Genomic DNA, 13142 nt, shown 5'->3' with positions numbered 1-13142 from the left:
GCGAAATTGGTAGACGCACCAGATTTAGGTTCTGGCGCCGCGAGGTGTGAGAGTTCGAGTCTCTCCTTCCGCACCATCATTGAACAAACCCAGCTTAGGCTGGGTTTTGTTTTATCTGACGTTCTTATCTTCATTGCATTGTTCATTGTTTGTGAAAACAAAAAAAAGCGAACTCGATGAGTCCGCTTTCCTTTCCTGATACAAACGCTCGTTTATGAGCCCTATCCCAATGCCGTCACATTCCTAGCGCATATTTCAACACTTGATGTTTGATAGGCCCAGAATGCTCAGCCAACTTGAGGGCAGCATTACGAACCAACTTTAATGGGGTGATATCGTTGCTAAAGCCTTTGTAGAACAGATCCATCCCCGTTTGCATTAGCAAGTTGTCCGCATAACGTGCTTTCTGATAGGCCGCTTGTTGAGCCACTGTCAGAGGGTGGTTTTCCGTTACCTTAAGTAACGCTTCAACGTCTTTAAAACCAAGATTGACCCCTTGACCCGCTAATGGATTTATCGTGTGGGCCGCATCGCCAACCAACAAACAATTTTGTTGATAATACGCTTGTGCATGTCGTCGGGTTAATGGGAAAGAATCCCAGTACAGCACGTCAAACTCTCCCAATTCATCAGGGAAATGACGAATAATTTCCTGTTTCAGCTTTTCAGCGCTCATGGCTGACAACTCACGAATACGCTTGGGTGAATCGTACCAAACCAAAGAACCTTGCTGGCCTTTCAATGGCAAAAAAGATCGTGGGCCAGTTGGGGTAAATTGCTGCCAAGTGATCGCCTGTTGCGCAGATTCCGTCGCAATATTGATCAACATACAATGTTGGCGATAATCCCATGCGGTAATGCCAATGCCAGCCAACTCACGCACCTGAGAGTTGGCACCATCTGCGCCAATGACCCAAGAGGCTTCAATTTCTAAACCACTCTCAAGCGTCAACGTGTTGATCTCATCGAACTCAAGACGCTTCAGTTTATCTGGGCATTGCAGAGTCAAATTCGGGTACTGAGCAAACTCTTGCCACAACCCCAATTGAATTAGACGGTTCTCCACAATGTAACCTAGCTGTTCCAAATTGAGTTCATCGCTGTGAAAACGTGTACGACATTCTGGGTGCTCCCAGGTTTCTAAGCGTTTGTAGGGACAAACTCGAGTTGCTTGAATATGTTGCCAGGCCCCTAGCGATTCCAGCAAACGCACGGAGTTATGGGAAATGGCGGACACTCGGATGTCCATCGGTTGGCTTGCTTCAAACGCTTTCGGCTCAAACCCTTCAACCACGATGACTTTTCTGCCTTGTTTGGCAAATCCGATGGCCACAGCCGCACCTACCATGCCGCCACCGACGACGGCAATGTCGTATTTATTCATCTTGTACTCTTGATCAACTTGATTCAAAGACGGTTTTGCATTGTACGTTTTACTGGCAAGTTTGCGAAACACTTTGTCCCTATCAAGCGGCTTAGGTCACTCAGTTTCCATCGACAAAAACCTTAAAAAACCAAGGCGAAATACCTGACAAGACCCTAGATAAAATCAGGCTTTGCGAAGAATTCACCAGATCACTAGTCAGTAGGTTTTTAAAGCAGTACAATACGCCGCTTACCGCCGTGATGGCGGCTATACTTTGAACAATTTGTTCAACGAATTTTTAGTATTAACACGAGCGAAAGTGAGATGAGTAAGAAACTGCTAATTAAAACCTGGGGTTGCCAGATGAACGAATACGATTCATCGAAAATGGCGGATCTGCTGAACGCAGCAAATGGCTACGAATTGACAGAAGAACCAGAAGAAGCAGATGTTCTATTACTTAACACCTGTTCGATCCGTGAAAAGGCGCAAGAAAAAGTGTTCCACCAGCTTGGCCGTTGGAAAACACTCAAAGATAAAAAGCCAGGCGTCGTGATCGGTGTTGGTGGTTGTGTAGCAACACAGGAAGGCGATCACATTCGTGAACGTGCACCTTTTGTTGACGTTATCTTTGGTCCTCAAACCTTGCACCGTCTTCCTGAAATGATCAAACAATCACAAAGTGAAGATGCACCAGTGATGGACATTTCATTCCCAGAAATCGAGAAGTTCGACAGTCTGCCAGAACCGCGTGCAGAAGGCGCAACCGCATTCGTTTCTATCATGGAAGGCTGTTCTAAGTACTGTACTTACTGCGTAGTGCCTTACACTCGTGGTGAAGAAGTCAGCCGTCCAATGGACGATGTGCTTTACGAAATCGCGCAACTTGCCGAGCAAGGCGTTCGTGAAGTGAATCTGCTAGGCCAAAACGTAAACGCATACCGTGGCCCAATGCACGATGGTGAAATCTGTTCTTTTGCAGAACTGCTTCGCCTTGTTGCGTCTATCGATGGTATCGACCGTATTCGCTTTACCACCAGCCACCCACTTGAGTTCACCGATGATATCATCGCTGTCTACGAAGATACGCCAGAGCTGGTGAGCTTCCTTCATCTACCAGTACAAAGTGGTAGCGATCGCATTCTGACGATGATGAAACGTCCTCACACTGGCATCGAATACAAGTCGATCATCCGTAAACTGCGTAAAGCGCGTCCTGATATCCAAATCAGTTCTGACTTTATTGTTGGCTTCCCAGGTGAAAGCGACAAAGATTTCCAAGACACCATGAAGCTGATCAAAGATGTCGACTTTGACATGAGCTTCAGCTTCATCTTCTCTCCTCGCCCAGGTACTCCTGCGGCAGATTACCCATGTGATCTTTCAGAAGAGACGAAGAAAGAGCGCTTGTACGAACTGCAACAACAAATCAACGCACAAGCCATGCGTTACTCTCGCCTCATGCTAGGCACAGAACAGCGTGTACTGGTTGAAGGCCCTTCTAAAAAGAACTTGATGGAGCTACGTGCTCGTACAGAAAACAACCGTGTAGTAAACTTTGAAGGTAGCGCAGATCTGATTGGTCAGTTCGTTGATGTGAAAATTACCGATGTATTTGCGAACTCACTGCGTGGTGAGATTGTACGTACTGAAAAAGACATGGACCTACGTAGCGTGATTTCGCCGACACAAATGATGGCCAAAACACGCCGCGAAGATGAGCTAGGTGTAGCGACATTTACGCCATAAGCTCGTATTAATCGCCATTGAGAGCCTGGTTGTTATCAGGCTCTCGTTAAGTGGCAGACAATGAGAGGCAACATTGAGCAATAAAATCGTCACTCTAGAGATTAACCTAGAACCCTCCGATAACCGCCGTCTTGCAAGCTTGTGCGGTCCTTTTGATGACAATATCAAACACTTAGAACGTCGACTCGGCGTTGAAATCAGTTACCGTGGCAACTTCTTTACCATCGTTGGTAAACCTCATACTTCCGCTGCCGCGCTCGATATCATTAAAACACTTTACGTTGAAACCGCGACGGTTCGTGGTCAAATTAAAGATGTTGAACCTGAAGATATCCACCTTGCGATCAAAGAATCTGGTGTGCTTGAACAGAACCAAGAGTCAGCCATCGCACATGGTAAAGAAGTGTTTGTCAAAACCAAGAAAGGGGTGATCAAACCTCGCACGCCGAATCAGGCGCAATACTTGGTCAATATGGTCACGCACGACATCACTTTCGGCATTGGTCCTGCTGGTACGGGTAAAACCTACCTTGCGGTTGCTGCAGCTGTCGATGCGCTAGAGCGTCAAGAGATCCGCCGCATTCTACTCACTCGTCCTGCGGTTGAAGCGGGTGAAAAGCTTGGTTTTCTACCGGGTGATTTGAGTCAGAAAGTCGATCCTTATTTACGCCCGCTTTACGATGCATTGTTTGAAATGCTCGGTTTTGAACGGGTTGAAAAGCTGATTGAGCGTAACGTCATCGAAGTGGCACCACTGGCATACATGCGTGGTCGCACACTCAACGATGCCTTCATCATTCTCGATGAGAGCCAAAACACCACCGTAGAACAGATGAAAATGTTCCTGACCCGTATCGGCTTTAACTCTCGCGCCGTGATCACGGGGGATGTCACGCAGATTGACTTACCTCGTGGTGCAAAATCTGGCCTTCGTCATGCCATCGAAGTGCTCAATGAAGTGGAAGAGATCAGCTTTAACTTCTTCCAATCCGATGACGTCGTTCGCCACCCAGTCGTCGCGCGCATCGTCAATGCCTACGAGAAGTGGGAAGCACAAGACCAAAAAGAGCGTAAAGAGTTTGAACAACGTCGCCGAGAAGAGCGCGATGCCAAACTGCTTGAAGCCGCCAAAGCCGAGCTTTCTGCACAAATCAGCGCGGATAAGGAAACCACACATGGCAATTGAACTGGATCTGCAACTTGCGGTCGAAGATCAAAGCGGCCTACCCAGTGTGCAAGATTTCCAAACCTGGCTGGACAAGACCATCACCTCTTTCCAGCCACAAGCTGAAGTGACCATTCGTATCGTGGATGCTAAAGAAAGCCACCAGCTAAATAATGAGTACCGTGGCAAAGATAAGCCCACTAACGTGCTTTCTTTTCCGTTTGAAGCGCCCCCTGGAATGGAAATGGATTTGTTGGGTGATTTGGTTATTTGTCGCCAAGTGGTTGAACAAGAAGCCATAGAGCAAGACAAACCCCTGATGGCACATTGGGCGCATATGGTTGTACATGGTAGCTTGCATCTGTTAGGTTATGACCATATTGAGGACGACGAAGCTGAAGAGATGGAGTCCCTCGAAACTGAAATCATGCAGGGTATGGGATTTACTGACCCATACTTAGCGGAGAAAGAGTGAGCATTCGATACGCACTAGCGCATTGAATGCCAAACGTGAGCTATCACACTTCTGATAGCGTTACTTATTAGAGAAACAATGAACGACGACAATTCTCAAAATTCCGACGGTCCGAGTAGAAAGTCCTTCTTCGGACGCCTAGGTCAATTATTTCAGGGTGAGCCTAAAGATCGCCAAGAGTTAGTGGATGTTATCCGAGATTCTGAAGTAAATGACCTGATTGACCATGACACTCGCGACATGCTCGAAGGTGTGATGGAAATTGCTGAAATGCGCGTTAGGGACATCATGATCCCTCGCTCGCAAATGGTCACCATCGAGAGAAAAGACAATCTCGATTCACTTATCGCACTGATCACCGATGCGCAGCACTCGCGCTACCCAGTTATCAGTGAAGATAAAGACCATGTAGAAGGCATCCTACTTGCGAAGGACTTACTCAAATACTTAGGCTCAGACAGTGCTCCATTTGATATCGAAGAGGTTATCCGCCCAGCGGTCGTGGTTCCTGAAAGTAAGCGAGTCGATCGCCTACTGAAAGAATTCCGCCAAGAACGTTATCACATGGCCATTGTTGTTGATGAATTTGGTGGCGTCTCCGGCCTTGTCACCATCGAAGATATTCTTGAAGAAATTGTTGGGGATATCGAAGATGAGTTCGACGAAGAGGAAGATGCCGATATTCGTAAACTCAGCAAGCATACTTATGCGGTCAAAGCATTGACCACCATTGAAGAGTTTAACGAAACCTTTGGCAGTCGTTTTAGCGATGAAGAAGTGGATACAGTGGGTGGTTTGGTGATGACAGCCTTTGGTCACTTACCAACTCGTGGCGAGATCGTAGAAATTGATGGTTTCAATTTCAAAGTGACCGCCGCCGATAACCGTCGTGTTATCCAGTTACAAGTCACCGTACCTGACTCGGTTTCTGTTGCAGAAACCACTCCAGAGTAACGATAACCGCCTCTGCAAAGAGGAATATCAGACGAACGATAGATGAAAAATACCCTATTTCATCGCCTCAAGCGGCCCATTGCGGCCGCTTTTGTTGGCGCTCTCACTACGCTTGCCTTTGCACCTTACCAAATTTGGTTAGTTGCGCTTATTACACCCGCCCTGTTACTGATCCTTATCCATGGTCAATCACGTCGCCAAGCCTTGTGGACGGGTTACGCATGGGGATTAGGGCAGTTTGCCTCCGGCATTAGCTGGGTCTACGTCAGTATCGCTGGCTTTGGTGGCATGCCTCTGGCAGCTAACCTCTTTTTGATGGGGGCACTCATCGCCTATCTGGCCATCTACCCTGCACTCTTCACTTGGAGCTATCAACGCTTTTTTGCCAAAGCTACCTTGCTCAACTTGTTGCTTGCGGCGCCAGCCCTTTGGTTGATAGCCGACTGGCTGCGTGGTTGGGTGATGACGGGCTTCCCTTGGCTGTGGCTCGGTTACAGTCAAATCGATTCACCTCTGGCGAGTTTCGCTCCGATTGGTGGTGTTGAGCTGCTTACGCTACTGCTTCTGGTCGGAGCCGGAGCGATCGCCTATGCGGTGATTCACAAACGTTGGTCGATGCTACTCATCCCCACGGTGTTACTCAGCACGGGTTATGGCTTATCACGCTGGGACTGGGTCACACCGCAACCGGACAAAGCCACCAAAGTGGCGCTTATCCAAGGCAATGTCGACCAAAACTTAAAATGGTTACCAAGCCAACGCTGGCCAACCATTATGAAGTACACCGATTTAAGCCGTGAAAACTGGGACGCCGATATTATTATTTGGCCAGAAGCCGCTATTCCAGCGTTTGAAGTCGAGTTGCCCTCCTATCTGAGTAATTTGGACAGTGCGGCAAAAATGAATCAAAGCGCGATCATCAGTGGCATTGTCAATCAAGCCGAAGATGGTCAGTTTTACAACAGCATTCTTGCTGTTGGCCTGACGCCTTATGGGGATTACTCTTTTGATCTCACTGAGCGTTATCATAAGCATCACCTGCTGCCGTTCGGTGAGTTTGTCCCGTTTGAGAGCATTTTACGTCCTTTAGCACCGTTTTTTAATTTGCCCATGTCATCATTTAGTCGTGGGGATTTTGTGCAGCCTAATATCGTGGCAAATGGCCATCCAATGGCGCCAGCGCTGTGTTACGAAATCATCTTTAACGAGCAAGTGAGACAAAACGTTACCGACGACACCGATTTCCTTTTGACCCTATCAAACGACGCTTGGTTTGGTCGTTCCATTGGTCCCTTGCAACACATGGAAATCGCGCGAATGCGTGCTCTAGAACTGGGCAAACCGCTGATTCGTTCCACCAATAATGGTTTAACGGCCGTTACTGACCATAGAGGTAAAATTATCGCCTCTATTCCACAGTTTGAAACGGCGGTACTGCGGGCAGAGCTTACGCCAACCCAAGGACAAACGCCCTATCATCAACTGGGCAGTTGGCCACTCTACATTTGGGTTGCCTTGTCACTTGCTCTCGCATGGTGGCGAAAACGCCGCACGAGTGCTTAGCGGCAAAAGCAATGGAGAAAACCCATTGCGAAAAGCGCAAGCACAGATGGGCAAAAAACAAAAGGTACGCAATGCGTACCTTTTCTGTTTCTCACGTGAGCAAAAAGAGCGTGATTACGGTTTCAACGCTTGGCGGCTAAAGCCCTTATGACCACATTTGATACAAGGAATGATCACGGTTGGATGATTGTAGGAGGTTTTATGGCCACATTCATCACACACCAACACACCAAGCCCTATCACCTCTCCCGCTTCGTAAAGGCCTTGATGTTCAAGATCTTCAAACAGTTCAACCCATTCCACTTTGGTTCTGTCAGTAATTTCGAGCAAACCTTGCCAAATAGAATCGGCAATGGTGAGGTAAAATGGTCCACTTTTGCTCTCCTCATAGTTGTCGGCAAACTCTTTTAAGTCCGCTTTTACGTACGCAGAGATCAACGCCAACTCATCTTTAGTCATATCATTCGCCGCTGATATCACCTTGCCAGACGTTTCTAGGACGTTGTTCACTTCATCTGGGCTATGTTTGAGTGTCTCGATGACATCTTCCAACATTTCTTCATAACCGGATTTACGTTTCGGCATGGCAGTCCTCCATCTGTAAAGATTGGCTATTGTTGTGCACGGTACCTTTAGGTATTCTATGACGATCTATTTCAATCTGTTCTAACCGAACTCACAAATTCCAAGATAACCGGATACCATCGATGCAAGAACAATATAATCCACAAGATATTGAACAGAAAGTTCAACAGCACTGGGACAACAACAAAACATTTGTTGTGACTGAAGATCCAACCAAAGAGAAGTTCTACTGCCTCTCTATGTTCCCATACCCAAGTGGTCGACTGCACATGGGTCACGTGCGTAACTACACCATCGGTGACGTAGTATCTCGTTTCCAACGCCTACAAGGCAAAAACGTCATGCAGCCAATCGGCTGGGACGCATTCGGTCTACCTGCAGAAAACGCAGCGGTGAAAAACAACACCGCGCCTGCGCCTTGGACTTACGAAAACATCGAATACATGAAGAACCAACTTAAGCTTCTTGGCTTTGGTTATGACTGGAACCGCGAATTCGCCACTTGTACGCCTGAGTACTACCGTTGGGAACAAGAGTTCTTCACTAAGCTTTACCAGAAAGGTCTGGTTTACAAGAAGACGTCTTCTGTTAACTGGTGTCCAAACGACCAAACGGTTCTTGCGAACGAGCAGGTTGAAGACGGCTGCTGCTGGCGTTGTGATACGCCTGTAGAGCAAAAAGAAATTCCTCAGTGGTTTATCAAGATCACCGAGTACGCTCAAGAACTGCTTGATGATCTAGACACACTTGAAGGCTGGCCAGAAATGGTGAAAACCATGCAACGCAACTGGATTGGTCGTTCTGAAGGTGTTGAGCTCAAGTTTGAAGTGAAAGGTCAACAAGACCTAGAAGTGTACACCACTCGTCCAGACACACTAATGGGTGTGACTTATGTCGGTATCGCAGCAGGTCACCCTCTAGCGAAAATTGCCGCTGAGAATAACCCAGAGCTTGCTGCGTTCATCGACGAATGTAAGAACACCAAAGTTGCTGAAGCTGAGCTTGCGACCATGGAGAAGAAAGGTATGGCGACGGGCCTTACTGCTATTCATCCATTAAACGGCCGTGAAGTGCCAGTGTACGTCGCTAACTTCGTATTGATGGACTACGGTACAGGCGCTGTTATGGCAGTACCGGCACACGACCAACGTGACTTCGAGTTCGCCACTAAGTACGGCCTAGACATCATTCCGGTAATCAAGCCAATTGATGGCAGCGAGCTAGACATCTCAGAAGCGGCCTACACAGAGAAAGGCGTGCTGTTCGATTCAGGTGAGTTCGATGGCCTAGAATTCCAAGCAGCGTTCGATGCCATCGCAGCGAAGCTAGAAGCAGAAGGCAAAGGCACTAAGACGGTTAACTTCCGTCTACGTGACTGGGGTGTATCTCGTCAACGTTACTGGGGTGCACCAATCCCAATGGTCACCACTGAAGATGGCCAAGTTCACCCAGTACCCGCAGACCAACTACCCGTGATTCTTCCTGAAGACGTGGTAATGGACGGCGTAACGAGCCCAATCAAAGCCGACAAAGAGTGGGCGAAGACAACCTTCAACGGTGAGCCAGCTCTGCGTGAGACAGATACGTTCGATACCTTTATGGAATCTTCTTGGTACTACGCACGTTACTGTTCACCACAAGCTGACGACATCCTAGATCCAGAAAAAGCCAACTACTGGCTGCCTGTAGACCAATACATCGGTGGTATCGAGCACGCGTGTATGCACCTACTGTACTCTCGCTTCTTCCACAAACTGCTGCGTGATGCGGGCTACGTGACGTCTGACGAGCCGTTCAAGCAACTACTGTGTCAAGGCATGGTACTGGCAGATGCTTTCTACTACACCAACGATAAAGGTGGCAAAGAGTGGGTATCACCAACAGAAGTGAAAGTTGAACGCGATGGCAAAGGTCGCATCACTTCGGCTGTCGACAACGAAGGTCGTAGCGTAGAACACTCAGGCATGATCAAAATGTCTAAGTCGAAAAACAACGGTATCGACCCACAAGAGATGGTCGACAAATACGGCGCAGACACAGTACGTCTATTCATGATGTTTGCTTCTCCAGCAGACATGACACTTGAGTGGCAAGAGTCTGGCGTAGAAGGGGCTAACCGCTTCCTGAAACGTGTTTGGAAACTCGTAAACGAGCACACATCAAAAGGCGCAGCAGAAGCAGTAGATGCAGCCGCACTGTCTGGTGATCAAAAAGCACTGCGTCGTGACGTTCACAAAACCATCGCCAAAGTAACCGATGACGTTGCGCGTCGTCAGACGTTCAACACCGCGATCGCGGCGGTCATGGAGTTGATGAACAAGCTGGCGAAAGCGCCACAAGAATCTGCACAAGATCGTGCGATCCTTGACGAAGCGCTAAAAGCGGTCGTTGCGATGCTGTACCCCATCACTCCGCATATCTGTTTCGAAATGTGGACGGCACTTGGCCAGCAAGACATCGACAACGCATCTTGGCCAACTTACGATGAGCAGGCTCTGGTTGAAGACGAAAAACTGATTGTTGTTCAGGTCAACGGCAAAGTCCGCGGTAAAATCACCGTTGCTGCAGACGCCACGAAAGAGCAAGTTGAACAAATCGGTCTTAACGAAGAAAACGTCTCTAAACACCTAGACGGCGTGACTATCCGTAAAGTGATTTACGTACCAGGCAAACTATTGAGCATCGTGGCGAACTGATCACGATATCAAGAGTGAAAAACCACCAAATGAGGCGAACCAACTCGCCTCATTTGGGTCCAAGTAGGGGTAAGCATTTTACCCTACTTATCTAAAATCATGGCTTGTCCGTGGTTTTAGATAAGTCTAATCATCGGGCCATTACTAACCGACTTTTGTAAATAAAGAAGAGCATCTCCATGCGTTTTACGTCTGTGTTTAAAATCTCGTTCATTCTCGCCTTCTCCACCATGCTATCGGCATGTGGTTTCCATCTCCGAGGTGAATACTCTGTTCCAGAAGAGCTGAGTACGCTCTCTTTTACCAGTTATGATGAATACAGCCCGTTAGCACGCGCAGTCCGCTCACAACTGCTTTTAAATAAAGTCAATCTCGTCGCTCCAGCCGAAACGGTTCCAAACCTATATTTGATTGGCGAGAGCATTGAAGAGCGTACGTTATCGCTCTATCAAAACAGCCGCGCAGCGGAAAAAGAGCTGACTTATGTGGTGAACTACCGCGTTACCGTGCCAGACTTGGGCAGCAAAGACTTTAAAACTCGCGTCAATCGCAACTACCTTGATAACCCACTTACCGCACTGGCTAAGTCGGTGGAACGTGAAGTGATCGAAGATGAAATGCGCAAACAAGCGGCCAGTCAAATGATGCGCCAGATGGGGCGTCTGCGCGCAGAATACGAGAATGAAGACCAACCATCGGCTAATCAGTAATTATGCGAATTTTTGCCGATAACCTTGCTCAGCAACTGACGAAAGACCTAAAACCCGTTTACTTAATCTTTGGCAACGAGCCCTTGTTAATACAAGAAAGCCGAACCGCGATCCAAAAAGCGGCCTTTCAACAAGGTTTCGAAGAGCGTCATCGCTTTGCCGTTGATACAAGCTTGAACTGGAATGAGGTTTACGACTGTTGCCAAGCTCTGAGTCTGTTTTCCAGCCGACAACTGATTGAACTTGAACTGCCAGAAAGCGGCGTCAATGCATCTATCGCCAATGAGCTGCTTTCTGTCGCTCAGATGCTGCATACCGATATTATGTTAGTTATCATTGGTAGCAAACTCACCAAAGCGCAAGAAAACGCAAAATGGTTCAAAACATTGAGCCAGCAAGGTCACTGGATCAGTTGTCTAACACCCGACAATCAACGCCTGCCACAGTTTGTATTAAATCGCTGCCGTCTACTGAATTTAAAACCAGACCAACAAGCGGTACAAATGCTCGCGCAATGGCATGAAGGAAATCTTTTTGCCCTTTCTCAAAGCCTGGAGAAATTGGCACTGCTCTATCCAGACGGCGAACTCAATTTGATTCGTTTGGAGGAATCCCTCAGTCGACATAATCACTTTACTGTTTTTCACTGGATTGACGCACTATTAGAAGGGAAAGCCAACCGCTGCCAAAAAATCTTGCGCCAACTTGAAGCAGAAGAGATTGAAGCAATTATTTTGTTGCGCTCATTGCAAAAAGAGCTGCTATTGCTATTACAAATGCAGCAACAACTGCAGCAAAGCTCTATGATGCAAGTGTTCGAAAAGCACCGAATTTGGCAAAACAAGAAACCGCTCTACACTGCGGCTTTAACTCGACTCAAGAGCACTAAGCTAAGACAACTACTCACATTGCTTGCGAAGGCAGAGATTCTGGCCAAAACGCAGTATGAGCAACCAGTATGGCCAATTCTGCAGCAACTAAGCATCGAGATGTCTCTCCCTGACGTAGAGTTAGCTTTTAAAAGTTAAAAGCGTGCTATATTGCGCGCGCATGTAAAACAGAGAACAACACCGAGGAAATATTCGTGCTTCGCGAAGAACTAAAAGACTTTTTGGCTGATAAAGCCGACGATATGAAAGCAGAAAATATTGTCATTCTTAACGTAGAAGGCAAATCCAGTGTCACTGATTACATGATTATCTGCACTGGCACATCGAAACGTCATGTTGCATCAATTGCTGATCACGTTGCTGATGAAGTAAAAAAAATAGGCCTTCAGCCACTGGGCATGGAAGGTGAAAACGAAGGTGAGTGGGTCGTACTGGATATGGGTGATGCGATGCTACATGTAATGCAAGACGAACACCGCCAGCTATACCAACTCGAAAAACTTTGGGGTTAATGGTTTGAAAATTCAGTTGATCGCCGTTGGCACAAAAATGCCAAAGTGGGTTGAAGAAGGTTTTCAAGAATATCGCCGTCGTTTCCCACACGATATGCCACTAGAGCTCATCGAAATCACGGCCGGTAAACGAGGCAAAAACGCAGATATCGCACGCATTTTGCAAAAAGAAGGCGAAGCGATGTTAGCCGCCATTCCCAAAGGCAATCGCATTGTCACACTCGATATCCCAGGAAAGAAATGGGATACCCCAGAGTTGGCGCAACAGCTTGAAGCGTGGAAACTGGATGGTCGAGATGTCTCGATCTTGATTGGTGGCCCAGAAGGATTAGCACCCGCATGCAAAGCCGCTGCGGAACAAAGTTGGTCTCTTTCAGCGCTCACCTTACCTCACCCGTTAGTGCGCATTGTGATGGCCGAGAGTTTATATCGTGCGTGGAGTATCACCACAAATCACCCTTATCACCGAGAATAAGT

General features: G+C 47.5%; 12 protein-coding genes. 10 read left to right on the top strand and 2 right to left on the bottom strand.

All coding sequences use genetic code 11. The features are described 5' to 3' along the window. Nucleotides 1–235: 235 nt before the first annotated feature. Nucleotides 236–1384 carry a 2-octaprenyl-3-methyl-6-methoxy-1,4-benzoquinol hydroxylase gene (locus tag LZU85_RS12145; protein WP_237287178.1) on the bottom strand — a complete coding sequence of 383 codons (1149 nt, stop codon included), beginning with the start codon at nucleotides 1382–1384 and terminating at the stop codon, nucleotides 236–238. 306 nt (nucleotides 1385–1690) lie between these two features. Here LZU85_RS12145 and miaB point away from each other — a divergent pair, with 306 nt between their 5' ends. The 5 genes from miaB (at nucleotide 1691) to lnt (ending at nucleotide 7272) form a co-directional block, all read left to right on the top strand. Then, nucleotides 1691–3115, top strand: coding sequence for a tRNA (N6-isopentenyl adenosine(37)-C2)-methylthiotransferase MiaB (gene miaB / locus LZU85_RS12140; RefSeq protein WP_044023926.1), 1425 nt, complete (start codon nucleotides 1691–1693; stop codon nucleotides 3113–3115). Nucleotides 3116–3188: 73 nt separating this feature from the next. Then, nucleotides 3189–4301 carry a PhoH family protein gene (locus LZU85_RS12135; protein WP_011149715.1) on the top strand — a complete coding sequence of 371 codons (1113 nt, stop codon included), beginning with the start codon at nucleotides 3189–3191 and terminating at the stop codon, nucleotides 4299–4301. Continuing rightward, nucleotides 4291–4755, top strand: a complete 465-nt coding sequence (gene ybeY, locus LZU85_RS12130) for an rRNA maturation RNase YbeY (protein WP_237287177.1) — start codon at nucleotides 4291–4293, stop codon at nucleotides 4753–4755. The genes LZU85_RS12135 and ybeY overlap by 11 nt, the downstream gene beginning before the upstream one ends. 78 nt (nucleotides 4756–4833) lie before the next feature. Next, the gene (gene corC / locus LZU85_RS12125; protein ID WP_017420893.1) at nucleotides 4834–5709 is read left to right on the top strand and encodes a CNNM family magnesium/cobalt transport protein CorC; all 876 of its coding nucleotides are present in this window, start codon (nucleotides 4834–4836) and stop codon (nucleotides 5707–5709) included. Nucleotides 5710–5751: 42 nt separating this feature from the next. After that, entirely contained in the window at nucleotides 5752–7272 is a 1521-nt protein-coding gene (lnt, locus tag LZU85_RS12120) for an apolipoprotein N-acyltransferase (RefSeq protein ID WP_237287176.1), read from the top strand. 114 nt (nucleotides 7273–7386) lie between these two features. Here lnt and LZU85_RS12115 read toward each other — a convergent pair whose 3' ends face one another. Beyond that, nucleotides 7387–7857 (bottom strand): zinc ribbon-containing protein, encoded by a 471-nt coding sequence (locus tag LZU85_RS12115; protein ID WP_011078380.1) that lies wholly within the window; start codon nucleotides 7855–7857, stop codon nucleotides 7387–7389. 122 nt (nucleotides 7858–7979) lie between these two features. On the opposite strand from LZU85_RS12115, the gene leuS reads away from it, so the two are divergent. The 5 genes from leuS (at nucleotide 7980) to rlmH (ending at nucleotide 13140) form a co-directional block, all read left to right on the top strand. After that, nucleotides 7980–10553, top strand: a complete 2574-nt coding sequence (gene leuS / locus LZU85_RS12110; RefSeq protein WP_237287175.1) for a leucine--tRNA ligase — start codon at nucleotides 7980–7982, stop codon at nucleotides 10551–10553. A gap of 179 nt (nucleotides 10554–10732) precedes the next feature. After that, nucleotides 10733–11263 (top strand): LPS-assembly lipoprotein LptE, encoded by a 531-nt coding sequence (locus tag LZU85_RS12105; protein WP_237287174.1) that lies wholly within the window; start codon nucleotides 10733–10735, stop codon nucleotides 11261–11263. Between the two features lie 2 nt (nucleotides 11264–11265). Continuing rightward, nucleotides 11266–12291 carry a DNA polymerase III subunit delta gene (holA, locus tag LZU85_RS12100; protein WP_237287173.1) on the top strand — a complete coding sequence of 342 codons (1026 nt, stop codon included), beginning with the start codon at nucleotides 11266–11268 and terminating at the stop codon, nucleotides 12289–12291. 56 nt (nucleotides 12292–12347) lie between these two features. Beyond that, on the top strand, nucleotides 12348–12665 hold the full coding sequence (rsfS, locus tag LZU85_RS12095) for a ribosome silencing factor (RefSeq protein WP_237287172.1): 318 nt from the start codon (nucleotides 12348–12350) through the stop codon (nucleotides 12663–12665). Nucleotides 12666–12669: 4 nt separating this feature from the next. Beyond that, nucleotides 12670–13140, top strand: a complete 471-nt coding sequence (rlmH, locus tag LZU85_RS12090) for a 23S rRNA (pseudouridine(1915)-N(3))-methyltransferase RlmH (RefSeq protein ID WP_011078385.1) — start codon at nucleotides 12670–12672, stop codon at nucleotides 13138–13140. Nucleotides 13141–13142: the final 2 nt, after the last annotated feature.

Source organism: Vibrio floridensis, from assembly GCF_021852965.1.
Lineage (GTDB): Bacteria > Pseudomonadota > Gammaproteobacteria > Enterobacterales > Vibrionaceae > Vibrio > Vibrio floridensis.
The sequence above is the reverse complement of the archived record's forward strand: the minus strand, read 5'-3'. Positions and strand labels throughout refer to the sequence as shown.